This window comes from Aeromonas sobria, from assembly GCF_006243315.1.
GTDB lineage: Bacteria > Pseudomonadota > Gammaproteobacteria > Enterobacterales > Aeromonadaceae > Aeromonas > Aeromonas sobria_A.
Genome location: NZ_NKWE01000039.1, coordinates 108,608 through 133,287, shown reverse-complemented (window position 1 = coordinate 133,287; position 24,680 = coordinate 108,608). Strand labels below are relative to the sequence as shown.

Here is a 24,680-nt window from a genome sequence, read left to right as displayed (position 1 = left end):
CATGGCACTGGCACTGTTTGATCTGGACGAGACCCTGATTGCCGGGGATTCCGCCAGCCTCTGGCTGGAGTACATGGTGGCCCAGGAGCTGGCCCCGGCGGGCATGGTGGCCGAGGAGCAGGGGATGATGTCCCTCTACCATCAGGGCAAGATGGATATGCACCAGTACATGGCTTTCACCCTGCAGCCGCTGGCAGGCAAGTCGCGCCAGTGGCTCAGCCAGCAGTGCCACCACTTTGCCGAGCAGGTGCTGCGCGAGCGCCTCTACCCCGAGGGGTTGGCGCGCATCGAGTGGCATCGGGAGCGGGGCGACGAGCTGGTGCTGATCTCTGCCTCCGGCGAGCATCTGGTGGCCCCCATGGCGCAGATGCTGGGAATGGATCACTGCGTCGCCATCCTGCTCGATGAGGAGGAGGGGATGCTGACCGGCCAGACTCGCGGCACCCTCAGTTTTCGCGAAGGCAAGGTGGCCCGCATCAACCAGCTGTTTGCCGGGCGGGAGCAGATCTGGCAGGGGAGCTTTGGTTACAGCGACTCCCACAACGATCTGCCGATGCTGCGGGCGGTGACCCATCCTCATGCGGTCAATCCGGCCCCCGCGCTGCGCCAGCAGGCCGGGGAGCTGGGTTGGCCGGTGTGGGAGTGGCAGCGCTGAGTCGAGCGCTCAAACACGCTTAAAAGCGGCAAGAAAAAACAGACAAAAAAAGAGAGAGGCGATTGCCTCTCTCAGCGTTTCCATGTCCCTGTGGCGATCACTTTCTACTGATGGGCCCGCTGTCGGGTCTGATCAAAGTGAGGAGGGGGATCCTCTTCCATCGGATCGCTGACCCGGATCTGGGGGAAGCAGAGGCGGTTTTTCCCCTCCCGTTTGGCCTGATAAACCCCGCTATCGGCCAGTTCTACCAGCTCCTTGGCCGAGAGCCCCGAGTGACTGATGGCCACCCCGCCGCTGATGGTGATGCTGAGGTCGGGTTCGCGCCATTCCAGCTGCTCGACCGCGATTCTGAAGGTCTCCAGCAGGGAGGCGACCTCGTTCATTTTCATCTCCAGCCGGAAGATCAGCACCAGCTCCTCGCCGCCGTAGCGGCAGAACCAGCCCCAGTCGTGGAACAGATTCATGCCCAGCTTGCTCACCCGCTTGAGCACCACGTCCCCCGCCTGATGGCCATAGGTATCGTTGACCCGTTTAAAGTCATCCAGATCGAACATCACCACCCCGAAAGGGGCGCCACTGCTGCTCTGCGTTTGCAGGCACTCGTCGAAGAAGCGGCGGTTGTAGAGGCCGGTGAGTTTGTCCTGATTGGCTTGCAGACGCACATTAGCAACCTCTTTGCTGGCGGCCGCCATCTCGGCGTAAATAGCCGATAGCTCACTCATCTGGTGTTCCGGTACGCGTTGGTCGCCATTAAAACTGATCCGGATCATGCCACTTATCTCCTGCAGCATGCGGCGGAAGTAACGTGACCAGCGCAGCGCCAGCAGCAGATAGAGGACGGAGGCGAGCGCTATCATGGCGAGCACGTTGAGGGATACGTTGTCGATTATCTGATTGAGGCCCGCGGTTGGGATCACGCTAAGCAGGATCCAACGCTGTTCGGGGATGCGGTAGTAGGAGACCATCATGCCGCTGGCATCATCGAGGAAGAACCCCTGCGGCTGTTGCATCTGTGCCAGCCAGCCTGACTGGGCGAGGGGTTTGAATACCCGTTCGCGATCCTGATGGACCAGCACCAGCCCGTCATGATTGAGCAGGATCTGATTGCCTGCCCCCAGAGGGCGGGTCTCATCATGCTTGTCGTTGAGCCAGCTGGCGAGGGGGGTGAGTTGGGTATCCAGCGAGAGCACACCGACCCGCTTGCCGTCAGGATCTTCGATCACTCTTGCCAGCGCTATGGTGAGGGTGCCCAGGGTGTAGTCGTAATAGGGATCAGTCCAGACCATCTTGCCGGGGTTGTTGGCGGCCAGCAGATACCAGGGACGGGTTCTGGGATCGAACTTCTCATCGGCCTGCCAGGAGGGGTGGATCAGCATCTTGCGTTGTTCGGTGCCGACATAGACGTAATCGAGCTCCATCACCTTGTGATAGGCCTGCCACTGCTGCAGATAGCGCTCGCCATTGCGGATTTGCGGGCCGCTGAAGTCCTGATAATTTACCTGCTGATAAATGAGCGTAAACTGGCGTTTGAGTGTCGCCAGATAGGGTTCGATCAGGGTGTGGAAATACTGGGTGTTACGAGCAATCAGGTTCTGTTGCTGCTCGTGATGCAGGGTGCGCTTCATATGCAGGTAGTAGATGCTGCCAAGCAGCAAGACCGGAATAAAGAGCAACAGGAGGCCCAGCCGCATGCGGGTGATCAAAGACCAAGTGTTCTTGGGCTTGCCGGGGGACATGAACAGATCCTTTTCGTCTCGGGTGACACCAGCATATATGATGCGGTGCGGCTCGTCTAAAGGCAGAAAATGAGATTTTTCCGATGCTGAACCACATTCTGCTCGCAATGGCCCACTACGGCAGCATAGCTGTGCTGATCCTGGCCCTCTGTGTCGAATATCTGATCTTTCGTCGCGGCCTGAATATGGGGCGGGTGCGCCGTCTGCTGCTGGCAGATGGGGTGGCGGCGCTGGCGCTCTTCTCCATTTTTGCCACCGGTTGTCTGCTGGCCCACGAGCATGCCAGTTCGGTGGCGCAGATCTTTGCCCATCCTGTCCACGGCCTCAAAATGGGGCTGTTTCTGCTGATTGTCTGCTCCCTCGATTACCCCAGCCGGCTCTTCTATCGTTGGCGTCGCGCCCTGCGTCTGGGCAAGGCGCCGATGATCTCCATTCAGCAGCACTTTCGGGTGGTGTGGATCCTGCGGGGCAATCTGGTGCTGGTCGCCCTGCTGGCTGTGCTGACCAAGCCGCCGCTGCTGTGACCTGTGGTGAGAGGGTTGCAGTGAAGAGATCGGAAACAAGAGAGTGGAGACAAGAGGATAGGGAGGCGGGTATCTTGGATCGGATAACCCGTCACGCGCCGATTTAAGGAAGAATCGCCATGCGCTCCAATCTGATGTTGCTGATGGCTGCCACCATCTGGGGTATGGGCTTTGTCGCCCAGCGCCTCGGGATGGATCACATGGGGCCCTATACCTTCAATGGCCTGCGCTTTTTGCTCGGCGCCCTCTCCCTGTTGCCGCTGCTCTGGTGGCTCAAATCTCGACAACCTGTTGCCGTCACGGGCGACCATCGCCAACTGCTGACCGGTGGCGTGCTGGCCGGACTGGTGCTGTTCTGCGCCGCCTCCCTGCAGCAGGTAGGGCTGCTCTATACCACTGCCGCCAAGGCCGGTTTTATCACAGGGCTCTACATCATTCTGGTGCCCGTGCTGGGGCTGTTGCTGCGCCACAAGAGCGGGCTCAATACCTGGATTGGTGCCCTGATCGCGCTGAGCGGTCTCTATGTACTGAGCGTCACCGACGAGTTCACCATCGGCTTTGGTGATCTGCTGCAGGTGGCCGGCGCCCTGTTCTGGGCCATTCATCTGCTGCTGGTGGATCACTACTCCAACCGGGTCGCCCCCATCAAGCTGGCCGGAGTGCAGTTCGTGGTCTGCGGCCTGCTCAGCCTCGCTACCGCTTTTGTCATCGAGACCCCGACTGTGAGTGGTGCCGTGGCCGGTTGGCAGGCGCTGCTCTATGCCGGACTGGTGTCGGTCGGGGTGGGCTATACCCTGCAGGTGGTGGGGCAGCGGGGCGCCCATCCGGCCCACGCCGCCATCATCCTCAGTCTGGAGACCGTCTTTGCCGCCGTGGGTGGCGTGTTGCTGCTGGGGGAGACGCTGGACGAGCGCGCCATCGCCGGTTGTGCCCTGATGCTGGCGGGGATGCTGATCTCCCAGATCCGCTTGAGATGGTGGTGGAAGTCGCGCCGCGACAAGGTGCCGCAGACCAAGTAAACCGCGCTCTGCCTGCATCACAAAAACGCCCCTACAGTCGGGGCGTTTTGCATGGTGGTGGCTCGGATCAGGGGCGCTGTTCCAGCTCGCGCTCCAGCTCCACGGCTTTCTGGCGGGCCGGATGGGTATTGAGGCGCTGCCAGTAAGCTTGCAGGTGCGGGAAGTGGGCCAGCTGGCCGCTTTGCGCCAGCAGGTCCACCAGGAAGGAGTTCATGATGTCGGCGCCGGAGAGGCGATCCCCCACAAGATAGTGGCGGGTTGCCAATACATCGTTGAGGTAGCCCAGCACCTTGGCACACTCCGCCTTGGCGTAGTCCGGCAGGAAGCGCATCGGGCTGCCATCTTTGCGCACGAACATGTCGAGCAGCAGCGGCAGGATGCCGGAACTCTCGGCAAAGTGGATCCACTGCAGATATTCGGGATAGTCGGGGCTATCTGGTGCCGGAGCCAGCCGTTCGGCGGCGTAGCGCGCAATCAGGTACTCGGTGATGGCACCCGATTCCGCCAGCACGCGGCCGTCGAACTCGATAACCGGCGACTTGCCGAGGGGGTGGATGGCCTTGAGCTCGGGCGGCGCCAGAAAGGTGGTGGCATCGCGCTGATACGCCTTGATCTCATAGGGCTGGCCCAGCTCTTCGAGCAGCCAGATGATGCGTTGGGAGCGGGATTTGTTCAGGTGGTGCAGGACTATCATAACGACCTCGATTCGGTGGCAGGATGAGGTGTACGAACGGGCGAGGGGGGCGGTTCACCGGCAGAGAAAAAGAGCGGGCTGATGCCCGCTCGCTCAACGCCTGACTTAGGCCTCTAGCGCCTGATCCAGATCCGCCAGTATGTCCTCGATCGCTTCGATCCCCACCGACAGCCGGATCATCTCAGGTTTCACTCCGGCCCTGGCCTGCTCGGCCTCGCTCAGCTGGCGATGGGTGGTGGAGGCCGGGTGGCAGGCCAGCGACTTGGCGTCGCCGATATTGACCAGCCGCTTGAAGATCTTCAGCGCATCGTAGAAACGCACGCCCGCTTCATAACCATCTTTCAGACCGAACGAGAGAATGGCCGAGGGGCGACCGGCCATGTACTTCTCTGCCAGCAGATAGTGGGGGTGACCCGGCAGACCGGCGTAGCTGACCCAGGCCACCTTGGGGTGATGCTTGAGGTGGTGGGCGACCCGCAGGGCGTTATCGACATGGCGCTCCATGCGCAAGCTCAGGGTCTCCAATCCCTGCAGCAGCAGGAAGGCGTTCATCGGCGCCAGCGCCGCGCCGGTATTGCGCAGCGGCACTGTGCGTACCCGCCCGATAAAGGCGGCGGGGCCAAAGGCCTCTGTATAGACCACCCCATGGTAGGAGGGTTCGGGTTTGGTCAGTTGGGGGAAGCGCTCGGCGTGATCCGCCCAGGGGAACTTGCCCGAGTCCACCACCACGCCACCCAGCGAGTTGCCGTGGCCGCCGACATATTTGGTCAGGCTGTGTACCACTATATCGGCGCCGTGTTCGATGGGTTTGCACAGCACAGGGGTGGCGACCGTGTTGTCGACGATGAGCGGCACGCCACGGGCGTGGGCTGCCTTGGCCAGCGCGGCCAGATCGACGATGTTGCCCGCCGGGTTGCCGATGCTCTCGCAGTAGACCGCCTTGGTCTTGTCGTCGATAAGGGCGGCGATGGCCTCGGCGCTGTCATCCTTGGCGAAGCGCACCTCGACCCCGAAGCTCGGCAGCATGTGGGCGAACAAGGTGTAGGTGCCGCCATAGAGCTGGGGTGTGGAGACGATATTGTCACCGGCGGCTGTCAGCGCCTGAATGGCGTAGGTGATGGCGGCGGAACCTGCCGAGACCACCAGCGCGGCGATTCCCCCTTCCAGCGCGGCCATCCGCTGCTCCAGCACATCGTTGGTGGGGTTCATGATGCGGGTGTAGATGTTGCCCGGCACCGCCAGATTGAACAGATCCGCCCCGTGCTGGGCGCTCTCGAACTCGTAGGCCACCGTCTGGTAGATGGGCACGGCGACCGCTTTGGTGGTGGGGTCGCTGGAAAAGCCGTGGTGCAGGGCCAGGGTCGCATCTTTCATCACACACTCCTTGTTGGATGTTGCTTGGCACAGTTATAACTGAGCCGTTATAGATGGATAGACGTCCAATCTATCAGGCCCGTGGCCGATGTAAACAGCAAGATCCGGCAAAGCAATGTCGCCCGCAGGGGATGGCGCCCCGATGGCGGGTAGGCCTGCCGCACTCAGAGGCGACGGCGATACTCCTTGTCATCGATCTGGTTCATATCCCACTGCATCAGGCGGTTGAGCTGCTGCATGGGATCCTCGATGAGCGCCAGCGGGCGCGGCAGGATCCGCTTGAAGTAACGGCGCAAGGTCTGCTGGATCCGGTTCGGTTTGAGGGGGGTGGTGTGGCTCATGATGGTGTTCCTCTACTGTGGTTCTCACGTTCGTCACCAGTATTGAGCTAAAATGAGGAAGTAAAAACTGATGACTTACAGCAACAGGATTTCCTCTTTTATGCCGACCGGTCGCCTCTACCAGCAATTTCAACGACTCGCCCAGCAGCTTGGCTGCGATGAGCGGGAGATCAGCCTCGCCGAGGTGGCGGATCTGCTCTGCTGCACCCCGCGCAACGCCCGTCTGCTGCTGCGGCGGATGCAGGATCAGGGCTGGCTGAGCTGGTCGGCCGAAGCGGGGCGGGGGCGGCGCTCCCGGCTCACCCTGCTCGACAGTCAGGAGAGCCTGACCCGGCGCCGCTTGCGGGATCTGCTCAGTCAGGGCCAGTTGGCACAGGCGGTGCGGCTGGCCGAAGATCGTCTCGATCTGCTCACTCCGCTGCTGATCGAACAGCTCGGTCAGGCCACCCGCGAGGGGCGCCAGATCCTGCGGGTGCCTTACTACCGGCCGCTGCCGCAGTTGCTGCCCACCGGCCCGATGCGCCGCTCCGAAATTCACCTGAGCCGCCAGATCTTCAACGGCCTCACCCGGCGAAATGAGGAAAATGGGGAAATCGAAGGGGATCTGGCCCACCACTGGGAGTGTCTGGGCCCCTGTCACTGGCGCTTCTACCTGCGCCCGGCGGTGCGTTTTCACCATGGTCGCGAGCTGGTGGTGGAAGATGTGATGGAGAGCCTGCTGGCCCTGCGGGATCGCCCGCTGTTCGCCCATCTGGAGCGGCTGGAGAGCCCCTGGCCGCGCACTCTGGATCTCTATCTCGACAGTCCGGATCCCTGGCTGCCCCACCTGCTGGCAGAGCCGGTGGCGACCATCTTGCCACGGGAGCTCAAGGGGGAGGCGGGCTTTGCCCTGCAACCGGTGGGCACCGGCCCCTACCGGGTGGCTGCCAACGATCCGCTGCATCTTTGCCTTGCGGCGTTCGACGACTACTTCGGCCTGCGCGCCCTGCTCGACGAGATCGACATCTGGATGCTGCCGGAATTGGCGGAGCGGCTGGAGACCCATCTGCAGTTGGGGCGCGACCGTCCGGAGCTGGGTACCATGCGCGGCGAGTCGGAGCTTGAATCGGGCTGCTACTTCCTGCTGCAGGATGATCGTTCCAGATCCTTGCAGGATCCCGCCCTGCGGCAGTGGCTCGGCCAACTGCTCAATCCGGTGGCTCTGATGGGGCGGGTCGCCCCCGAGTTGCAACGGGGCTGGACCAGTGCCCTCGGCCTGCTGCCTCACTGGCGCGAAGCGCTGCCCGCGCCCTTGCCCACACCAGCGCAGTTGCCGACCACCCTGGTGCTCGCCTGTTTCAACCAGCATCTGGAGTTCAACGAGTGCGCCAACGCCATGAGCAGCTTGCTGGCCGAACAGGGGATCCAGCTTGAGGTGCGTACCCTCGATTACGGGCGCTGGGTGAGTGGCGAGGATGAGGATGTGGACCTCTGGCTCGGCACCCTCAATCTTGAGCATGCCGGCCCCTTTGCTCCCTACGCCTGGTTGCAGGGCACCCCGCTGCTGCGCAAGGTGTGGGCCAGTCAGCATGAGCTGTGGCAGGGGTTGATGCAGTGGCGCGCCAGTGGTGCCGAGCCCGGCCCTCGTGCCCTGCTGGCCAGGGTGCAGCAGCAGAGCCGGTTTGTGCCGCTGTTTCACCATTGGTTGGAGCTGGAGAGCCGGGTCGGCGTGCACGGGGTGCGGATGACAGCGCTCGGCTGGTTCGATTTTCGCAGCGCCTGGCTGCGGCCCGAGCTGACCCATCAGCCCGCAGCGGCGCCATAGTTCGTCCAATTGCTGCCGCTGCTGACGGGCGCTCCGGGGCCTCTTGCGTGAAAAATCCGTAAAGCGGCCGCCGCTGCACAGATTGTGTCACGCCTCTGTGCCATGCTGTTTCAGGTTATGGACAGCAGAGCAAATGAGGAAAACGATGAGCAACAATTCAGACAATTCCGCAGGAAAATGCCCGGTGATGCACGGAGGAACCACCTCCGTCGAGACGTCCAGAATGGAGTGGTGGCCGAAGAGCCTCAACCTCGACATTCTTCACCAACACGATACCAAGACCAATCCGCTGGGGGCCGGTTTCAACTATCGGCAAGCCTTGAAGGGGCTCGATATGGCGGCCCTCAAGCAGGATGTGACCGCCCTGATGACCGACAGTCAGGATTGGTGGCCCGCTGACTGGGGCCACTACGGCGGCCTGATGATCCGCATGGCCTGGCACTCGGCCGGTACTTACCGCATCGCCGATGGCCGCGGCGGTGGCGGTAGCGGCAACCAGCGTTTCGCTCCTCTCAACTCCTGGCCGGACAACGCCAACCTCGACAAGGCCCGTCGCCTGCTGTGGCCCATCAAGAAGAAGTACGGCAACAAGATCAGCTGGGCCGATCTGATCATTCTGGCGGGCACCGTGGCCTATGAGTCCATGGGGCTCAAGACTTTCGGCTTCGCCTTTGGCCGCGAGGATATCTGGCATCCGGAGAAGGATATCTACTGGGGCTCGGAAAAAGAGTGGTTGGCGCCCAGCGGCAAGCCGGGTGGTCGCTACTCCGGCGAGCGGGATCTGGAAAACCCGCTGGCGGCGGTGATGATGGGGCTTATCTACGTCAACCCGGAAGGGGTGGATGGTCAGCCCAATCCGCTGAAAACCGCGCAGGATATGCGAGTCACCTTCGCCCGCATGGCGATGGATGACGAAGAGACGGTGGCGCTGACCGCCGGTGGCCACACCGTCGGCAAGGCTCACGGCAACGGCGATGCCAAACAGCTCGGGCCCGAGCCGGAAGGGGCCAGCCTCGAGGAGCAGGGGCTCGGCTGGATCAACCACCACAGCCGTGGCATCGGCCGCAACACAGTGACCAGCGGCATCGAGGGAGCCTGGACCACCCACCCGACCCAATGGGACAACGGCTACTTCGAGCTGCTGTTCAAGTACGACTGGTGGCTGCAAAAATCTCCGGCAGGGGCCCATCAGTGGGAACCGATCAATATCTCTGAGGCGGATATGCCGGTGGATGTGGAGGACCCGTCGATCCGCTGCAAACCCATGATGACGGATGCCGATATGGCGCTCAAATTCGATCTCGCCTATCGCAAGATTGCCGAGCGCTTCCGCGATGATCCGGCGGCCTTCTCCGACGCCTTCGCCCGCGCCTGGTTCAAGCTGACCCACAGGGATATGGGGCCGAAGAGCCGCTATGTCGGCCCCTATGTGCCGACAGAAGATCTGATCTGGCAGGATCCGGTGCCTGCCGGGCGCGTCGACTATGACGTGGCGGCGGTCAAGGCCAGGATTGCCGCTAGCGGCCTCTCCATCAGCGAGCGGGTGAGTACCGCTTGGGATAGTGCCCGCACCTTCCGTGGCTCCGACAAGCGGGGCGGTGCCAACGGTGCCCGCATCCGGTTGGCGCCGCAGAAGGATTGGCCGGGCAACGAGCCGGCGCGGCTGGCGAAGGTGCTGGCGGTCTATGACAAGCTGGCGACCGAGTGTGGCGTCAGCGTCGCGGATCTCATCGTGCTGGGGGGCAACCTCGCCATCGAGCAGGCTGCGCAGGCCGCCGGGGTGACGGTGAGCGTGCCGTTTGCGCCGGGCCGTGGGGACGCAACTCAGGCTCAGACCGATGTGGCCTCGTTCGAAGTGCTGGAGCCGCTGGCCGACGGTTTCCGCAACTGGCTCAAGCAGGACTATGTGGTGACGGCGGAGGAGCTGCTGCTGGATCGCGCGCAGCTGATGGGGCTCACTGCCTGCGAGATGACGGCGCTGGTCGGCGGGATGCGGGTGCTCGGCACCAACCACGGCGGTACTGGGCACGGGGTCTTTACCGAGCGGGTCGGGGTGCTCAGTAACGACTTCTTCGTCAACCTGACCGACATGGGTTACCAGTGGCTGCCGAAAGCGAGCAATCTCTACGAGATCCGCGATCGCCGCAGCGGCGTGTTGAAGTGGACGGCCACCCGGGTGGATCTGGTGTTCGGCTCCAACTCGGTGCTGCGCGCCTATGCCGAGGTCTATGCCCAGGATGACAACCAGGAGAAGTTTGTCTGTGACTTCATCACCGCCTGGAACAAGGTGATGAATGGGGATCGCTTCGATCTGCCGGGCTAACCCCCGAGCCGTTTAGCTAGCTGCACCAGCCCCGCACACCAAAGGTGTGCGGGGCTTTTTACTGCCCGCTTTGCTGCGTAGCACCACAACCCGTCGCGCTGCGACATCCGCTGGCCGGTCGCGCAGGGCTTCTGGCATCCCTGTCCTTGGGCCAGCAGTATCATGTAACATGCTGATCCGCTGATGATGCTAGGTGGCTACCCATTGGCCACTTAGGTCCCATGAACAGGCAAGGACAAAAACCAAGACAAGGAGTCAACCCATGCTGGAAATGCAGATCCAACCCCGCTTTCAAGAGACGGATGCCCTCGGCCATATCAACAATACGGTGCCGGCGGTCTGGTTCGAATCGGCGCGGGATCCCCTGTTCCGGATCTTCTCCCCCGAGCTGGATGTGGATAACTGGCATCTGATCATCGCGGGCTACACAGTGCAGTTCAAACGGGAGCTGTTCTACGGCCAGCCGGTCACCATCAAGACTGGCGTGCGCCGCATCGGCACCAGCTCCTTCACGGCCTGGCAGGAGGCCTGGCAGGGCGGCGAACTGGCTGTCACCGCCGAAACGACCCTGATCCATTTTGACTACCGTGCCCGCCAATCCCTGCCCCTGAGCGATGCTCATCGGGAAGGGCTGCGGGCCTGGCTGACAGAGAGTTAACCACGGGCCGGATGGCCCATCACAGGAGTGCTATGTACAACTCAATGCGCAACACAGCGATCGCGCTGACCCTGGGATTCTGCTCCCTCCCTTCTCTGGCCGCTTCTCTCGCCGAGCAGTTTACCCTGATTGATAAGGGGGCCGAGAACGCCCTCGATACCCGTCAATTCAGCCATGACGGCGTCGATATCAAGGCCTGGATCGATGGCGCCCCCGTCATCATTGCCGTGCCCATCATGAGCGAGCTGGGCAAGCTGGAAGGGGAGAGCCGCTACTACTTCAAGGGCGGCAAGCTGTTCGGGGTCAAAGAGCCCGCCGCCCAGTTCGCTTTTGACGACAGCGGCAAGCTGACTCAGTGGCTGGACGAGAAGGGGCAGCCCGCCGAGTTCGTCAGCAAGATGAGCATGCAGCAGCGTCAGGCGTGGCTCACCAAGCGGGCCGCCGAGCTGAGCACGCTGTTTGTGGTGAGCGCGGCAGAGCAGAAGGCTGCCAAGGGTGGCGTCAAGCTGAAGGGGGCGGATCTCGCTCACTGGCTCTGCAACGGAAAACTGATGGATCTCGCCCACGGCGACAAGGTGATCTTCGAGCAGGAGAAGCTGAAGATTGGCGAGCAGGGGATCGAGGGGGAGGTCTCCCTGCGTCAGGACAAGGGGTGGCAGGAGCTGAGCCTCAAGTGCGAGGTGCAGGGCACTCAGGTGACCCGTCTCACCTGGCAGCCGCTGCCGGGGGCCAACAAGCCGCAATAAGCGCAACAGCAAGGGGGCCCATCGCGGGCCCCCTTCTCATTCGGCTGGTGGCTCCCCCAGCTTGAGCCGGGTGATCGCCTCGACCCGGCGCCACTCTCCGGGCTCAAACCAGCGAGCCAGCAGCTCCTGCTGCTGTTCGGCCCGGGCCTCGTTCGGCAGTTGTTTTCGCTCTGCCAGATAACCGGTGAGCTGCTCGTTGAACCCCTGCCGGTGCTGCTCCAGCTGGCGCATCCGATCCACCGCCTCCGGCCCTCCCGTCTCCAGCAGCAGGGCATCCCGCTTGGCCGGGTCCATCTGCGCCAGCCCATGCAACTCCTTAAGCAGGCGGCTGTTGGCCTCAGCCTCGCGAAACCAGCTCGGCTGCTCTGCCAGCCAGAGATCCAGCTCGCTGGCCAGCTGCGACTTGTCGCTATCCCTCGCCTCTGCCAGCGCCCTGCGGCGCAGGGTCAACTGCTCCATCAGCCGATCTTCGGCAAACAACTGCGCTTGCTCCGCCGGGGTGAAGCTCTGCTGGCGCAGCTGCTCCCGCTCGTCAAACAGGATCTGCAGGCTGGCGAGGGAGATCTCGGTGGGCACCGTCAGGCTGCTCTGGGCCGAGACAAAGGTGCGATAGCGCGCCTGCAGGGCACCGGCGGACTCTTGCTCGGGATCGTGTGATTGGCTCTGGGCATGCTGGCTGGCTTGAGAGGGTGATGAGCCTGCCGTCGGTGCTGTGGGCCAGAGTAGCACCCCGCCGATTAGCAGGGCGATGGCGCAGGGCACGGCGAGCAATATGCCGCGCTTCATAATCCCAGCTCCTTGAGGCGGTTGGCGTGCTGGCGATAGAGGGTGACCGGATCGGTCTCGAGCAGATGGTGGATACCGAACGACTGGTTCACTTCATCCAGATGGTTCATCTGGTAGCCGGTGCCGATCACCTTGCCGAGGTGGCTGCTGCAGACTCCGACCAGCCCGTCATTGGGCTCTTTGAAAAAAGCCCCGGTCAGCGCCAGCGCAGGATCCACCGGATCCAGCAGATTGGTCAGGTTGCCGCTCCCGCTCCAGGAGAAGTAGTAGACGCCGTTGCTGGCCTGCATCGGCCCCTCGCCGCAATAGCGGCTGGGCAGCCCCTCCGGGTAGCGCTGGTTGAACTGGCTGGCCCCTTTGCTGGTGAGGGCGTCGAGGGCGGCGACCGGATCTTGCGGTAGCTGGCTGCCGCCCGAGAGCAGTGAAATCATGCCGGATAGCGCGTGGGCTGCGGCGGCGGTCAGTTTCTCGGCCGCGCTGCCGGGGACGGCGTTGGCCCGCACCAGATCGGCAATCTCGGAGCCGTAGTTGACCCCGCCGACGCTGGTGGCGGAGGCAACCAGATCGGGCGCCACCGAGGCGACATAGCGGATGGTGGGGCCGCCGTGGGAGTGGCCGATCAGGTTGACCTTCTCGGCGCCGGTGGCTGCCAGCAGCAGCTCAATCTGGGCGAGCAGCTGCTCTCCCCGTTGCTCCGAACTGGCGGTGGCCGACACTTGGGCCACGTAAACTTTGGCACCATCCCGGCTCAGGGCCTGGGGAATGCCGTAGAAGTAATCGACCCCGAGCAGCTTGTCGAAGCCGAACAGGCCGTGCACCAGCACTATGGGGTAGCGGGTCTGGGTATATCCGCTGGCGTGTGCCAGCATGGGCAGGGTGCAGAGCAGCACCAGAAGCCATCTCTTCATCATCAGCATCCTTGTTGATTCGTGAGGAACAGAATGTGTGGCGTACTCCATGTTCGCCGGTGCCAGTATGGTGGCTGATTGAAAAACGGGCTGTGAGGGGGATCGCAACTCAGGATTCAAAAGAGATTGTTGCTGGCCTGACCTGGCTTAGGCGCGGGCGAGGAGGCTGAACTCCCCGCCCTGCGGCTTATTGCCACTCCACCAGTTGATACTGCTTCTTGCCCCGGCGCAGCAGCAGGTAGCGGCCAAACAGTCGATCCGCAGCACTCAGCTGATCATCCTGCTTGAGCACCCCATTGAGGCTGATGGCCCCCGCCGCCAGCAGTTCGCGGGCGATGCGCTTGGAGTTTGCCAGACCGCAACTGACCAGCAGAGTGACCAGATCGAGCTCGCCGCTGACGGTGCTGCTCGGCATGCCATCCTGCGCCAGCTGGGCCAGATCGCTCTCGCCGAGGCGGGCCACGTCGCCGCTAAACAGCAGCTCGCTGATACGCTGCACCGCCGCCAGCGCCGCCTTGCCGTGCACCAGTTCGGTCAGCTCGTTTGCCAACACCTGCTGGGCCTGCTTGCGCCCATGCCGCTGGGCATCTTCCGCCTCCAGCTCGGCAATTTCGGTCAGCGACATAAAGCTGTAGTAGCGCAGGAAGCGGTAGACATCCTCATCCGCGGTGCCGAGCCAGAACTGGTAGAAGGCGTAAGGGGAGGTGAGCGCCGGATCGAGCCAGACCGCGCCACCCTCGGTCTTGCCGAACTTGGTGCCGTCCGCCTTGGTGATAAGGGGCAGGGTCATGCCGTGCACCTGCGCCGAATGAAGGCGACGGGTGAGATCAATGCCGCTAGTGATATTGCCCCACTGGTCGTTGCCGCCAATCTGCAGGGTGCAGCCGAGCCGCTGGTGCAGCACCGCAAAGTCGTAGGATTGCAGCAGGGTGTAGGAGAACTCGGTGAACGAGATGCCCTGATCCGGGCGGGCCAGCCGCTGGCGCACCGACTCCCGCGCCAGCATGGCGTTGACCGAGAAGTGCTTGCCGATATCCCGCAGAAAATCGAGGGCTGACATCTGCCCCATCCAGTCGCCATTGTTGACCAGTTGCGGGGCCGACAGGTCTTCATCGGCGGGCAGCAGCGCCTTGATCTGGGCCGACAGGCTGGCGACCCAACCCAGCACGGTATCGGCACTGTTGAGGCTGCGCTCGGTCGCCTTGAAGCTGGGATCGCCGATAAGGCCGGTCGCCCCGCCCACCAGTGCCACCGGGGTGTGGCCCGCCAGCTGGAAGCGGCGCAGCATCAAGAGCGGCACCAGATGACCGATATGCAGGCTGCCAGCGGTGGGATCGAACCCGCAATAGACGGTGCGCGGGGTGGCGAGGTGGGAAGCCAGGGCCGCCGGATCGGAATTTTGGGCCACCAGGCCGCGCTCGGTCAGTTCATCGAGCAGGTGGGGGTTGATCATGGGTGCTCCAACAGCAGGGGGAAAAGCCGTCATCCTCGCCGTTCTGGCCGGTGGCGGATATGTCCCCTGAGGGACAGTTTTGCCACTCTCGTGCTAGCATCCAGCCATAGTGGGGAATCGCTCCCCGCCACCAGAAACGTGCCACCATGACCCAGCCACTCGCCATAGATACCCTGACCCGCAGCATGACCGAGGTGGTCGATGCCCTGCACAGCAGCGCCTTTGCGGCGGCGCTGGTGCGGCTGATCCAGCAGCAGGTGGCGTTTGATTGCGCCCTGCTGCTCGGGGTGGGGCAGCGGCCCGTCTACCTCTACGACAACCTCAACCATCAGCGAGCCCTGCTGTTTGATCGCTACCTCACCAGCCACTTCAGTCAGGATCCCTTTATGCAGGCGCTGGAACAGGGCTTGCACGCCGGCGTCTGGACGTTGGCGCAGGTCTCCCAAGGGCGGCTCGATCCCGAATATCGCCACCACTTCTATCAGGCCACCGGTTGGCAGGAGGAGGTGGGGCTGATCCTGCCGGTGCGGGACGGATTGACGCTGATGCTGTTTCTCGGCCGCCTCGACAAGCGCAGCACTTTGAGCCAAAGCGAGCTGGCACGGCTGGAGGGGTTGTTCCCGCTGGTACATTCGCTCTGTCGTCAGCAGTGGCAGCAGCGCCAGCCGCTGCTGGCCCAGAGCAGCGGGCAGCCGGACAGCGCCAGCCTCAGGAGTGCGGTGGAGCAGGCGATGGCGAGCGTGGGGGGCGATAGGCTCACCCGGCGCGAGCGGCAGGTGGCGGGGTTGCTGCTGCAGGGGCTGGATACCGAGGCGATTGCCGCGGAGCTCGGGATTGGCAGCGGCACGGTGAAGAATCACCGCAAGCACCTCTATGGCAAGTTGCGGCTCGGCTCGCGGGCCGAGCTGTTCAATCTCTTTTTGAACCACCTCATCATGGCACCCGAGATTGGCCGCGAGCACATTGGTGAAGAGTAAAGGTTGGCACCAGACGGCAAGAGGCCTTATTCGATCAAGGGGGGTGGCGTGCCGACATGGGGTTGGGCATGTACATGTTGGTAGCGGGCTATCAAAGCCTGGTACTCCTTCCCCTGTTGCACTTTTTGCAGCGCCTGTTGCAGACGTGCGACCTGTTGCCGGTCTGCCAGAAGATTAAAAGCGAAGCAGTTCTCCTGTTCTGACAGGATGGCTACCGTGACGAAATTCTCTGATCCAAAGCCCATGTTTTGTGCCTGATAGCGAAGCATCACCTCATTGCCTGCCACCAGATCGGTACGAGCCATGATCAGTTGACGTACCACTTGGTCCATGCGCTCGACTGCCATCATATTGCTTGGGCTAACCCCGCGGCTGAGCAGCAACTGCTCCCCGACATCCGCCTGCATCACGCCGATCTGCAGCTTGGCGAGATCGGCTTTGCTAGCCACTTTGGGGGCATCTTTCTTGCGGCCGACCAGCGCCACCCGCGAGTGGCTGATGGGGCAGACCCAGAGAAAGTGGGGATCCCGCTCCTTGGTGCGGGCAGTGGTAAAGAGCACGGCCTCTTGCTGCTGGGTCAGTAGATACCAGCCGCGGGCCCAGGGCAGAAAGTGGATCGGTTGCTCCGGCTCCCCCATTTCGCGCCACATCAGGCGCAGCAACTCGACGGCCAGCCCGGCAGGCTGGCCATTTTTATCCTGACCATTGAGGGGCATATTCTGCTCTGAATAGTAGATAAAGGCCGGGGCCGGGAGCACGACAAAAAGTGTGAGGGCGGCAAGAGCAGAGAGCAGGCGACGCATGATGCACTCCTTGTGCAGAGGGTTACCTAACAGTCTATGTGGCATTGGTCATAAGTTCCTCGTCGAGAGGGATATCTTATGTCCTGTGCTGCTGGACGGCAGCACAAAACAACAGGCCACCTTGCGGTGGCCTGTCGGTCTATTTGAGCAGGGCTTCCATCTCCGCCTCTGACTTGGCGCGGGCCTTGGCTTCCGCCGCGCTGGCGGCATCGGCGACGCTCTCCCCTGCCGTATGGGATGCGGCACTGACGGCTTGCTGGGCAGGTGCGGCCACAGCCTTGGTGGCTTCCTGGGTCACGGTGGCAGCTGCGCTGCTGGCTGCCTGTTTGGCAGGCGTGGCCACAGCCTTGGTGGCTTCTTGCGTCACGGTAGCGGCTGCACTGCTGACTGCCTGTTTGGCGGGTGCGGCCACGGCCTTGGTGGCTTCCTGGGTCACGGTCGCGGCGGCGCTGCTGACTGCCGGTTTGGCAGGAGTGGCCACGGCCTTGGTGGCTTCCTGGGTCACGGTAGCAGCTGCGCTGCTGGCTGCCTGTTTGGCAGGCGTGGCCACAGCCTTGGTGGCTTCTTGGGTCACGGTAGCGGCGGCACTGCTAACAGCCTGTTTGGCCGGAGTGACAACGGCTTTGGTTGCTTCTTGCGTCACGGTAGCGGTGGCACTGCTGACTGCCTGTTTGGCAGGCGCGGTTACCTCTGTGGTTGCACTGCGAGTCAGGTCGGTCGCGCTCTGGCTCACCGCTTGGGTGGCCTGTACGGTGGCTTGTTTGGTGGCCTGTCCTGTGGCGTTGGCGGCTGCGCCACTGATGGCCTGGCTGGCGCTGTCGGCCAGCGAGCCGGTGACGCCACGGGTAACTGTGCCGAGGGCGCTGCCAAGGGAGAAGGGGGATGCGCCGTTCTGGCTGGTCGCGGTTGCAGTTCCGGTCAGGGCATTGGCCGCCGGGGTGAGCTGGCTGGTGGGGTTCTGCCAGCCCTGCATGGCGGTTGGCCAGATCGGCGTGGCAGCTGCCAGATTCTCGCCAAAGGTCTGGGTGGTGCCATCCCCTTTTTGCAGCAGCACTGACATCTGGTTGGTTTGCGAGTTCCACACCATGCCTGCCTGCTTGGCGATATCCGGCACCGGCGCATACTCGGAGAGCACGTAGAAAAGCGGCCCCTCCTGCTGTAACTTGTCGGCGGTCTTGAGCAACTGCATGGTGCTGTCGTAGTTGGGGCCAAGGATGGCGGTCATCCGATCCTTGATCAGGGGTTGTTCGAACAGATTGACCTCGTTCGGGTCAAAGCCGACTAGCGGCTTGAGCAGGGCCCACATCAGCTGGCTGGTGGGGCTCATCATCAGCAGGGGGGCAACGCAGGCGGACAACATCAGGCTCAGGCAGGCCGCCTGAAGCAACGGCATGATACGCATTGGGATAATATCCAAATAACGATTTGATAAATAAGGTTATATTTTGTCAGAAAGTGACAAATTCACCGGAAGTTTGCGGGTGGCAACGAGAGCCTGCCCGCAGGCGCTGGCAGGCTACCATATTGGTTCCACAATGCCAGCAGGCAGTATGATTGTCAGTCAAGTAAACCTCGGGACTGGTCGCTCCATCGAGTGCATCCCGCAACGACACAGGATCTACCCCATGAGAAATCTATGGTTCTGCCTGCTGGCCGCCTTCTGGCTGGCACCTGCATCGGCTACCCCCAAAACCACAGTGGCGGGCGAGTCTGCCAGCCCCGAGCTGGTGTTGCCACTGGGCGCTCTGCCAGAGCGGGTCTGCTGGTTTGCGGATCAGAAATATTCTGAAGGGGGGCGGATACTGCAGGGGGATATCTGGCTGGAGTGTGGCCCGCTGAACGATCTCGAGAGCAATGGCCCGCTGGCCTGGCGATCCCCTGCAATGGTGCTGCCTGCCACCCGGGGGGCGAAAGATCAGAAGACGATTTCCGTGGGGCAGTGAGGCTTTTCTTGATCCAGCTAAAGACATGGACGTGATCCCTGTCGCATAATGCAGCTCCTTTCTTCTCTTGGCTGGAACCTAAGAAATGGCTCGTCGCTCTTCCAATGCACAACGTCGTCGCAGTAGCTGGTGGTACAAACGCTTGTTGGCAAGGGAGCGGGAAGAGCGCGAATCGCGTTCCGTCAGGGATTGATACTGCATTGAAAAACGGAGCCTTGGGCTCCGTTTTTGTTGCTGGCAATTTGCCGTCTGCTTATCTTGTCCACCCATCGCATACCCTGTTGCCCGATGCCATCGGCAACTATCCAGAGAGCTGAAACCGTGAGAGTCGACGTCGTCTCTTATAACCCTCAATGGCCAGCCCGCTTTGTAGCGGAAGAGGCTCAACTGCGCAGTGCGCTGGATAACTGCTTGCTAGCTGTCCACCACATCGGCAGTACCTCGGTCGTCGGTTTGGCAGCCAAGCCCATCATCGACATCATGCTGGAGGTGTCATCGCTGGAGCGACTCGATGAGCAAAACGGGCAACTGGAGGCGCTGGGCTATGAGGCGATGGGGGAGTGCGGGATTGCGCGCCGCCGCTATTTTCGCAAGGGGGGTGGTGAGAGAACCCACCAGATCCACGCCTTCTTGCAAGGGGATGACCATGTACGTCGGCATCTGGCCTTTCGTGACTATCTAAGGGCCCACCCGGCGGTATGCCGGGAATACGCCGAGTTGAAGCAGGCGGTAGCCGCGAGCTGTCAGCACGATATCGAGCGCTACTGTGCGGGCAAGAATGCCTTTGTGAAAGAGCACGAGGCGAACGCGCTGCGTTGGCAGGCCAGACAGGCTCCTGCTCTCTGAGCGAGCTTGCATGCAACAGAAAACGGGGGCCGAAAGGCCCCCGTTTTGTTTTGCTGTCTTTTACCTGTCAGATCATGGCCTAGCGTTGCAGCGCGGCCAGTGCCAGTTCGATCCGCTTGGCGTACTCGGGGTCGGCCTGCTCGAAGTGCTTGAGCTGGGCCGCGACGATGGCGTCATCCTCCACATTGATGAGGGAGCGCGCCAGGTTGGCGGCGAGCCGTGAACGCTGCTCCTCGTCCATGATGCGGAACAGGTTGCCCGGCTGGCTGTAGTAGTCGCTGTCGTAGTCACGAAAATCGTAGTGCAGGGCTGCCCCTTCCAGACTCAGTGCCGGTTCGTGCTGTTCGCTCGGTTGCTGGGTGCCGAAGCGGTTCGGTTGATAGTTGGGGCTGGCGCCACCATTGCTGTCGGCCCGCATGGCGCCGTCACGATGGGCACCGTGATGGAACGGGCAGCGCGGGGCGTTGACCGGCAGCAGACCGTGGTTGACGCCGAGGCGATAGCGCTGGGTGTCACCGTAGGAGAACAGCCGCCCTTGCAGCATGCGATCCGGCGAGAAGCCGATCCCGGGCACCACGTTGGCCGGGGTGAACGCCGCCTGTTCCACGTGGGCGAAGTAGTTGTCCGGGTTCTGGTTAAGCTCCAGTACCCCGATCGGGATCAGCGGGTAGTCGCTGTGCGGCCACACCTTGGTGAGGTCGAACGGGTGGATCTGGTAAGTCTGGGCATCGGCCTCCGGCATCACCTGCACATAGACCTTCCAGCGCGGGAAGTCGCCCTGCTCGATGGCATTGAACAGATCCGCCTGGCTGGTCTCCCGATCCTGACCGACGACATTGGTCGCCTCTTCATCGGTGTAGAAGCTGTGGCCCTGCTCGGTCTTGAAGTGGAACTTGACCCAGAAGCGCTCGTTGGCGTCGTTGATGAAGCTGAAGGTGTGGCTGCCGTAGCCGTTCATCTCCCGCAGGCTCTTGGGGATGCCGCGGTCGCTGAACAGTATGGTGACCTGATGCAGGGATTCCGGATGGCGTGACCAGAAGTCCCAGGCGGCGGTGGCGCTGCGCAGGTTGGTGCGCGGATCCCGCTTCTGGGTGTGGATGAAGTCGGGGAATTTCAGCGGATCGCGGATGAAAAACACCGGGGTGTTGTTGCCCACCAGATCCCAGTTGCCCTGCTCGGTGTAGAACTTGAGGGCGAAGCCGCGCACGTCCCGCTCGGCATCGGCGGCGCCCTTCTCACCAGCCACGGTGGAGAAGCGCAGGAAGACCGGGGTCTGCTTGCCGATGGCGTTGAACAGGTCGGCCTTGCTGAACTGGCTAATGTCGTGGGTCACGGTAAAGGTGCCGTAGGCGCCGGAGCCCTTAGCGTGAACCACCCGCTCGGGAATGCGCTCGCGGTCGAAGTGGGCGAGTTTCTCCATCAACCAGATATCTTGCATCAGGACGGGGCCGCGCGGGCCAGCAGTGAGGCTGTTGTTGTTGTCGACGACGGGGGCGCCGTTGGCGCTGTGCAGGGTTTTGTCAGTCATGGTTTCTCTCCTTGTTGATATGGGGCCAGCCTACGGTTCGGCACCGCGACGGGCCAATGGGCCTTTCCTAGCACTTTGATAGGCAAGACAAATGGGTGCGGGTGGGGGATGTGCAAACCTGCCGAATATTGCATGATGGGGGTTTCGAGAAGGAGCCTCATATGCAGATTACTATCCGTCATGCCGAACCCACCGATGCTCCCACCTTGCGGGATCTCTACGCCCTGCCCAATGCCCAGGCGGGCACTCTGCACCTGCCTATGCCTCCCCTTAGCCAGTGGCAGAAGCGGTTGGAGAGCAGTGATGTGGTCGCCTTGGTGGCGGAGGTAGAGGGGCGGCTGGTGGGCCAGATCTCATTGCATGTGGAGCCCAATCCCAGACGCAAGCATGTGGCTGGTATCGGCATGGGGGTACGGGATGACTGGGCAGGCAAGGGGGTTGGTTCTGCCCTGATGGCTGCGGCGCTGGATCTGGCAGATAACTGGCTCAACCTGCACCGGATTGAGTTGACGGTTTTCGTCGATAACGAAGCGGCGCTGGCGCTCTATCGCAAGTTCGGCTTTGTGGAAGAGGGGCGGGCTTGTGACTATGCCTTCCGGCACGGGCGCTATGTGGATGTGTTCTATATGGCCAGAGTCGCGGGGGGCGCCAGTCGCTAACGGCATGGTCGATTATCAGGCCAGATTGCGCCCGGTGATCCGGGCGCTGGAGCAGAACCCCGAGCTCTGCCTCAGTGAGGCGGCCAGTCTCGCTTCGCTCTCCAGCTATCACTTTCACCGGGTCTTTACCGCCGTCACCGGCGAAACCCCGGCCGAGATGCAACGCCGCCTGCGGCTGGAGCGGGCGGCCCGCTCTCTCTGCTACAGCCGGGATCCGGTGACCGAGATTGCCTTCTCGGCCGGTTTTGCCAGCTCGCAGGCCTTTGCCAAGGCGTTTCGCAAGCAGTTTGCCATGACGCCGGGGGCGCTGCGCCAGCAACCCTCACTGCTGCAACTGAGCAAGAATGGACACGCCGCCCCCCGCGAGTCTGGTTATGCTGAAAGCTGTTCCCATGAAAGGAGGCAACCGATGAAAACCGAACAGATGGCCCCGCGCACCCTGGCTTATATCCGGGTGACCGGCCCTTATGGCACTGGCTATGAGCCGGTATGCGATCAGCTCTACCAGTGGTCGGCCGAGCAGGGGCTGGCCGAGGGGGAGTGGATCTTCATCTACCACGACAACCCGGAGATCACCGCGCCCCAGCAGTGCCGCACCGATATCTGCGTCACCGTGCCGGCGGGTGCCAAAGGCAGCGGCAATGTGGAGATCCAGCAGCTGGCGGGCGGCCGTTATGGTCAGTCACGTTTCACCGTGACCGACCCGGCGCAATATCCCGCGCTCTGGCAGCAGCATGTTGGCGAGATCGTGGCGGCCGGTTACGAATTTGATGATCGACCCTGTTTCGAGCTCTATCACAGCTATGACCCGGTGACCAAGGTCGCGGATGTGAGCTTCTGCTCCAGCCTCAAGGGGTAGGGCACAACAAGACGGAAGGGGCGTTGCAGAACGCCGTGCAGCAACGAGAGAGCCGGACAGTGTCCGGCTCTTGTGTATCTGGCGATTGGGGCGGCGTTTAGCGCTGGAACCCCTTCTGGGCGAACTTGGGGCGCGCGTTCATGATCTGCTCCACCTGCTCGTCGCTCATCTTGCCGCGCGACAGCCCCAGCACCTTGTAGGTGAGCAGCGGCCGGGCGGGCAGGGCGATCATCAGGGCACGGATCTGGTTCTCGTCATCCTTCTCCCGCACCGGCTTGCCGTAGGCGTAGGTGAGGACGCCGGCATCCATCAGGTTTTTGACGGCGGGCTCGGTGATCGGCAAGTTTATGACGCTTTTACGCTGCAGCACGAACTCGCGCAGTACCGCCTTCTCGTTGAAGTCGAGGAAGCCGATCATCTGGGTCAGCTGGTCCTGCTGACGACGCGCCTGCCACTCCTCACAGGCCCACTCCCAGGCGATCAAAAAGCCCTGACTGCAGAAGTAGGAGATGGCGATCAGCATGCCGACGCCCAGCCAGGCCGCGTGATCCGCTGCCCACTGGCTGACAGCCCCTTTCATCAGCCCGGCCGGAAACAGCAAGATGATGCTGCAGCAGAGCAACAACCAGACCATCAGCCAGTTGAGGCGGTTCAGTTGATAGAAATGTTGGATCCACCGTTTCATCGTTCATCCTTCCTAAACTGTTGTGGATAGTGAACTACCTACAGCAAGCGGTGTGCCAAGAGCGCAATTTGGAGGGGAGTGGGGCGGGCCGGGTTACATTCCCTTACAACTCAGTCAGTGAGTGATGAATTGTTTGTCTTGTGAACCGGCCGCCGCGTTGCTAAAAAGCCCCCTCAGTCATTGGGGAGTAGCAACCCGCCCGCATTCTGGGCCGGGCCCATGTCAACACTCTTGGGTCCTCGCATCCATGGCATGGGCGGCGATAGGCACTATCGCTCTGCAAGACCTTTGGCCTCGATATGCACGCCAGCCGGGCGAGCCATGTCGGGTCCATTGGTTATTCTGCTCGCCTGGCGGTATCTATTATGTTGATTACCCTGCTGTTATTTATCGCCTCTGCGGTCACCATCTACCTTGCCTGCGAATACTTCGTCAACGGCATCGAGTGGACCGGCCACCACTTCAAACTTTCCCAAAGTGCCACCGGCTCGCTGTTGGCTGCGCTCGGCACCGCCCTGCCCGAGTGCATCGTCACCCTCACCGCCCTGCTGATGGGCAACACGGCCGCCCAGCAGGAGATCGGCATTGGTGCCGCCCTCGGCGGGCCGCTGGTGCTGGCGACCATCGGCTATGCTGCGGTCGGTCTCACCCTGCTGCTTTGCATGGGGCGTACCGAACGGGCCATTGATGGTGAGGTGCAGCGTGAGATTGGCCGGGATCAGCGCTGGTTTATCGGTATCTTTCTGGTGGCGACCGCGCTGGGTCTGGTCGCCTTTAGCGGCAAGAGCTGGCTGGCCCCGCTGTTTGTGCTGGTCTACCTCGTCTATGTGCGGCGCGAGCTGAAACAGAGCGACAGCCACGAGGTCGAGCTGCCGGAGCCCCTCAAACTGGCACCTGATGCCGGGATCCCGCCCCTTGGCAAGGTGCTGCTGCAGACGCTGGGTGCGCTGGTGGTGGTGGCGCTGGCGGCCCAGCTGTTTGTCCATCAGCTGGAGAGCATGGGCGAGCTGTTTGGCCTCTCGCCAGTGCTGGCGGCCCTGCTGCTGAGCCCGGTAGCGACCGAGATGCCGGAGCTGATGAACGTGCTGATCTGGGTGCGACAGGGCAAGACCCGGCTGGCCTTGGCCAATATATCCGGGGCCATGATGATCCAGGGCACCATCCCCAAGGCGTTCTGTCTGCTGTTTACCCCCTGGTTGCTGAGTGGTGCCATGCTGGCCTCGGCGATCGTGACTGTATTGGCGATGGTGTTGCTCTGGTGGGTTTTTCGCCGGGGGGCGATGACGGCTGGTCGTCTGGCACTGATAGGTCTGCTCTATCTGTGCTTCTGCGGCTGGCTGTTAGTGATGTGAGCGGGAT

At 62.3% G+C, this 24,680-nt stretch carries 24 protein-coding genes and 1 riboswitch; of the genes, 13 read left to right on the top strand and 11 right to left on the bottom strand.

Annotated features, from left to right (window positions below; all coding sequences use genetic code 11):
• The first annotated feature begins 1 nt into the window (after nucleotide 1).
• On the top strand, nucleotides 2-655 hold the full coding sequence (locus CF137_RS12900) for an HAD family hydrolase (protein ID WP_139719466.1): 654 nt from the start codon (nucleotides 2-4) through the stop codon (nucleotides 653-655).
• Nucleotides 656-759: 104 nt separating this feature from the next.
• Here CF137_RS12900 and CF137_RS12895 read toward each other — a convergent pair whose 3' ends face one another.
• On the bottom strand, nucleotides 760-2,391 hold the full coding sequence (locus CF137_RS12895; RefSeq protein WP_139719464.1) for a sensor domain-containing diguanylate cyclase: 1,632 nt from the start codon (nucleotides 2,389-2,391) through the stop codon (nucleotides 760-762).
• 83 nt (nucleotides 2,392-2,474) lie between these two features.
• Between CF137_RS12895 and CF137_RS12890 the strand changes: the two genes are divergently transcribed.
• A complete protein-coding gene (locus CF137_RS12890) occupies nucleotides 2,475-2,915 on the top strand; it encodes a DUF2214 family protein (protein ID WP_139719462.1) in 441 nt (146 codons plus the stop codon).
• Between the two features lie 119 nt (nucleotides 2,916-3,034).
• Nucleotides 3,035-3,934: a DMT family transporter gene (locus tag CF137_RS12885; RefSeq protein ID WP_139719460.1), complete on the top strand. Its 900-nt coding sequence runs from the start codon at nucleotides 3,035-3,037 to the stop codon at nucleotides 3,932-3,934.
• A gap of 67 nt (nucleotides 3,935-4,001) precedes the next feature.
• Here CF137_RS12885 and CF137_RS12880 read toward each other — a convergent pair whose 3' ends face one another.
• The 3 genes from CF137_RS12880 to CF137_RS22105 form a co-directional block, all read right to left on the bottom strand.
• Nucleotides 4,002-4,628: a glutathione S-transferase family protein gene (locus CF137_RS12880; protein ID WP_162515930.1), complete on the bottom strand. Its 627-nt coding sequence runs from the start codon at nucleotides 4,626-4,628 to the stop codon at nucleotides 4,002-4,004.
• Nucleotides 4,629-4,733: 105 nt separating this feature from the next.
• Entirely contained in the window at nucleotides 4,734-6,002 is a 1,269-nt protein-coding gene (locus tag CF137_RS12875) for an O-acetylhomoserine aminocarboxypropyltransferase/cysteine synthase family protein (protein ID WP_042019830.1), read from the bottom strand.
• Between the two features lie 164 nt (nucleotides 6,003-6,166).
• Complete coding sequence (locus tag CF137_RS22105) at nucleotides 6,167-6,343, bottom strand: hypothetical protein (RefSeq protein WP_139719456.1); 177 nt, start codon at nucleotides 6,341-6,343, stop codon at nucleotides 6,167-6,169.
• Between the two features lie 100 nt (nucleotides 6,344-6,443).
• Here CF137_RS22105 and sgrR point away from each other — a divergent pair, with 100 nt between their 5' ends.
• The 4 genes from sgrR to CF137_RS12850 all read left to right on the top strand — a co-directional run bounded on the left by sgrR (nucleotide 6,444) and on the right by CF137_RS12850 (nucleotide 11,874).
• Nucleotides 6,444-8,147: an HTH-type transcriptional regulator SgrR gene (gene sgrR, locus CF137_RS12865; protein ID WP_162515929.1), complete on the top strand. Its 1,704-nt coding sequence runs from the start codon at nucleotides 6,444-6,446 to the stop codon at nucleotides 8,145-8,147.
• Nucleotides 8,148-8,292: 145 nt separating this feature from the next.
• On the top strand, nucleotides 8,293-10,470 hold the full coding sequence (katG, locus tag CF137_RS12860) for a catalase/peroxidase HPI (protein WP_139719451.1): 2,178 nt from the start codon (nucleotides 8,293-8,295) through the stop codon (nucleotides 10,468-10,470).
• A gap of 262 nt (nucleotides 10,471-10,732) precedes the next feature.
• Entirely contained in the window at nucleotides 10,733-11,128 is a 396-nt protein-coding gene (locus tag CF137_RS12855; RefSeq protein ID WP_101320785.1) for an acyl-CoA thioesterase, read from the top strand.
• Nucleotides 11,129-11,172: 44 nt separating this feature from the next.
• The gene (locus CF137_RS12850) at nucleotides 11,173-11,874 is read left to right on the top strand and encodes a hypothetical protein (RefSeq protein WP_101320863.1); all 702 of its coding nucleotides are present in this window, start codon (nucleotides 11,173-11,175) and stop codon (nucleotides 11,872-11,874) included.
• A gap of 36 nt (nucleotides 11,875-11,910) precedes the next feature.
• On the opposite strand, the gene CF137_RS12845 is transcribed toward CF137_RS12850, so the two are convergent.
• From CF137_RS12845 to tyrS, 3 genes are all read right to left on the bottom strand, one after another.
• Nucleotides 11,911-12,660, bottom strand: coding sequence for a lipase secretion chaperone (locus CF137_RS12845; RefSeq protein ID WP_139719449.1), 750 nt, complete (start codon nucleotides 12,658-12,660; stop codon nucleotides 11,911-11,913).
• Nucleotides 12,657-13,568 carry a lipase family alpha/beta hydrolase gene (locus CF137_RS12840; protein WP_139719447.1) on the bottom strand — a complete coding sequence of 304 codons (912 nt, stop codon included), beginning with the start codon at nucleotides 13,566-13,568 and terminating at the stop codon, nucleotides 12,657-12,659. The genes CF137_RS12845 and CF137_RS12840 overlap by 4 nt, the downstream gene beginning before the upstream one ends.
• Nucleotides 13,569-13,755: 187 nt before the next feature.
• Nucleotides 13,756-15,021: a tyrosine--tRNA ligase gene (tyrS, locus tag CF137_RS12835; RefSeq protein ID WP_139719445.1), complete on the bottom strand. Its 1,266-nt coding sequence runs from the start codon at nucleotides 15,019-15,021 to the stop codon at nucleotides 13,756-13,758.
• A 146-nt stretch (nucleotides 15,022-15,167) separates the two neighbouring features.
• Between tyrS and CF137_RS12830 the strand changes: the two genes are divergently transcribed.
• On the top strand, nucleotides 15,168-15,998 hold the full coding sequence (locus CF137_RS12830) for a helix-turn-helix domain-containing protein (protein WP_139719442.1): 831 nt from the start codon (nucleotides 15,168-15,170) through the stop codon (nucleotides 15,996-15,998).
• A gap of 26 nt (nucleotides 15,999-16,024) precedes the next feature.
• On the opposite strand, the gene CF137_RS12825 is transcribed toward CF137_RS12830, so the two are convergent.
• Together CF137_RS12825 and CF137_RS12820 are read right to left on the bottom strand one after the other, a co-directional pair.
• On the bottom strand, nucleotides 16,025-16,801 hold the full coding sequence (locus CF137_RS12825) for a substrate-binding periplasmic protein (RefSeq protein ID WP_139691127.1): 777 nt from the start codon (nucleotides 16,799-16,801) through the stop codon (nucleotides 16,025-16,027).
• A gap of 139 nt (nucleotides 16,802-16,940) precedes the next feature.
• Nucleotides 16,941-18,203 carry a hypothetical protein gene (locus CF137_RS12820; protein WP_139719441.1) on the bottom strand — a complete coding sequence of 421 codons (1,263 nt, stop codon included), beginning with the start codon at nucleotides 18,201-18,203 and terminating at the stop codon, nucleotides 16,941-16,943.
• A 223-nt stretch (nucleotides 18,204-18,426) separates the two neighbouring features.
• On the opposite strand from CF137_RS12820, the gene CF137_RS12815 reads away from it, so the two are divergent.
• Entirely contained in the window at nucleotides 18,427-18,744 is a 318-nt protein-coding gene (locus CF137_RS12815; RefSeq protein ID WP_139719439.1) for a DUF1496 domain-containing protein, read from the top strand.
• 321 nt (nucleotides 18,745-19,065) lie between these two features.
• Nucleotides 19,066-19,590, top strand: a complete 525-nt coding sequence (locus CF137_RS12810; protein ID WP_139719437.1) for a GrpB family protein — start codon at nucleotides 19,066-19,068, stop codon at nucleotides 19,588-19,590.
• Between the two features lie 79 nt (nucleotides 19,591-19,669).
• On the opposite strand, the gene CF137_RS12805 is transcribed toward CF137_RS12810, so the two are convergent.
• The gene (locus tag CF137_RS12805; protein WP_139719434.1) at nucleotides 19,670-21,118 is read right to left on the bottom strand and encodes a catalase; all 1,449 of its coding nucleotides are present in this window, start codon (nucleotides 21,116-21,118) and stop codon (nucleotides 19,670-19,672) included.
• A 161-nt stretch (nucleotides 21,119-21,279) separates the two neighbouring features.
• On the opposite strand from CF137_RS12805, the gene CF137_RS12800 reads away from it, so the two are divergent.
• The gene (locus CF137_RS12800; protein WP_139719430.1) at nucleotides 21,280-21,777 is read left to right on the top strand and encodes a GNAT family N-acetyltransferase; all 498 of its coding nucleotides are present in this window, start codon (nucleotides 21,280-21,282) and stop codon (nucleotides 21,775-21,777) included.
• A 4-nt stretch (nucleotides 21,778-21,781) separates the two neighbouring features.
• A complete protein-coding gene (locus CF137_RS12795; protein WP_139719520.1) occupies nucleotides 21,782-22,636 on the top strand; it encodes an AraC family transcriptional regulator in 855 nt (284 codons plus the stop codon).
• 97 nt (nucleotides 22,637-22,733) lie between these two features.
• Here CF137_RS12795 and CF137_RS12790 read toward each other — a convergent pair whose 3' ends face one another.
• Complete coding sequence (locus tag CF137_RS12790; RefSeq protein WP_101323428.1) at nucleotides 22,734-23,321, bottom strand: superinfection exclusion B family protein; 588 nt, start codon at nucleotides 23,319-23,321, stop codon at nucleotides 22,734-22,736.
• Nucleotides 23,322-23,491: 170 nt separating this feature from the next.
• Nucleotides 23,492-23,599, top strand: a riboswitch (yybP-ykoY riboswitch).
• A gap of 87 nt (nucleotides 23,600-23,686) precedes the next feature.
• Here CF137_RS12790 and CF137_RS12785 point away from each other — a divergent pair.
• The gene (locus CF137_RS12785; RefSeq protein ID WP_139719428.1) at nucleotides 23,687-24,673 is read left to right on the top strand and encodes a sodium:calcium antiporter; all 987 of its coding nucleotides are present in this window, start codon (nucleotides 23,687-23,689) and stop codon (nucleotides 24,671-24,673) included.
• The last annotated feature ends 7 nt before the right edge of the window (nucleotides 24,674-24,680 follow it).

Bases quoted from the DNA above. Each gene is read 5' to 3' on its own strand.
- CF137_RS12900 (WP_139719466.1), top strand. From the start codon at position 2: ATGGCACTGGCACTGTTTGATCTGGACGAGACCCTGATTGCCGGGGAT.
- CF137_RS12895 (WP_139719464.1), bottom strand. From the start codon at position 2,391: ATGTCCCCCGGCAAGCCCAAGAACACTTGGTCTTTGATCACCCGCATG.
- CF137_RS12890 (WP_139719462.1), top strand. From the start codon at position 2,475: ATGCTGAACCACATTCTGCTCGCAATGGCCCACTACGGCAGCATAGCT.
- CF137_RS12885 (WP_139719460.1), top strand. From the start codon at position 3,035: ATGCGCTCCAATCTGATGTTGCTGATGGCTGCCACCATCTGGGGTATG.
- CF137_RS12880 (WP_162515930.1), bottom strand. From the start codon at position 4,628: ATGATAGTCCTGCACCACCTGAACAAATCCCGCTCCCAACGCATCATC.
- CF137_RS12875 (WP_042019830.1), bottom strand. From the start codon at position 6,002: ATGAAAGATGCGACCCTGGCCCTGCACCACGGCTTTTCCAGCGACCCC.
- CF137_RS22105 (WP_139719456.1), bottom strand. From the start codon at position 6,343: ATGAGCCACACCACCCCCCTCAAACCGAACCGGATCCAGCAGACCTTG.
- sgrR (WP_162515929.1), top strand. From the start codon at position 6,444: ATGCCGACCGGTCGCCTCTACCAGCAATTTCAACGACTCGCCCAGCAG.
- katG (WP_139719451.1), top strand. From the start codon at position 8,293: ATGAGCAACAATTCAGACAATTCCGCAGGAAAATGCCCGGTGATGCAC.
- CF137_RS12855 (WP_101320785.1), top strand. From the start codon at position 10,733: ATGCTGGAAATGCAGATCCAACCCCGCTTTCAAGAGACGGATGCCCTC.
- CF137_RS12850 (WP_101320863.1), top strand. From the start codon at position 11,173: ATGCGCAACACAGCGATCGCGCTGACCCTGGGATTCTGCTCCCTCCCT.
- CF137_RS12845 (WP_139719449.1), bottom strand. From the start codon at position 12,660: ATGAAGCGCGGCATATTGCTCGCCGTGCCCTGCGCCATCGCCCTGCTA.
- CF137_RS12840 (WP_139719447.1), bottom strand. From the start codon at position 13,568: ATGAAGAGATGGCTTCTGGTGCTGCTCTGCACCCTGCCCATGCTGGCA.
- tyrS (WP_139719445.1), bottom strand. From the start codon at position 15,021: ATGATCAACCCCCACCTGCTCGATGAACTGACCGAGCGCGGCCTGGTG.
- CF137_RS12830 (WP_139719442.1), top strand. From the start codon at position 15,168: ATGACCCAGCCACTCGCCATAGATACCCTGACCCGCAGCATGACCGAG.
- CF137_RS12825 (WP_139691127.1), bottom strand. From the start codon at position 16,801: ATGCGTCGCCTGCTCTCTGCTCTTGCCGCCCTCACACTTTTTGTCGTG.
- CF137_RS12820 (WP_139719441.1), bottom strand. From the start codon at position 18,203: ATGCGTATCATGCCGTTGCTTCAGGCGGCCTGCCTGAGCCTGATGTTG.
- CF137_RS12815 (WP_139719439.1), top strand. From the start codon at position 18,427: ATGAGAAATCTATGGTTCTGCCTGCTGGCCGCCTTCTGGCTGGCACCT.
- CF137_RS12805 (WP_139719434.1), bottom strand. From the start codon at position 21,118: ATGACTGACAAAACCCTGCACAGCGCCAACGGCGCCCCCGTCGTCGAC.
- CF137_RS12800 (WP_139719430.1), top strand. From the start codon at position 21,280: ATGCAGATTACTATCCGTCATGCCGAACCCACCGATGCTCCCACCTTG.
- CF137_RS12795 (WP_139719520.1), top strand. From the start codon at position 21,782: ATGGTCGATTATCAGGCCAGATTGCGCCCGGTGATCCGGGCGCTGGAG.
- CF137_RS12790 (WP_101323428.1), bottom strand. From the start codon at position 23,321: ATGAAACGGTGGATCCAACATTTCTATCAACTGAACCGCCTCAACTGG.
- CF137_RS12785 (WP_139719428.1), top strand. From the start codon at position 23,687: ATGTTGATTACCCTGCTGTTATTTATCGCCTCTGCGGTCACCATCTAC.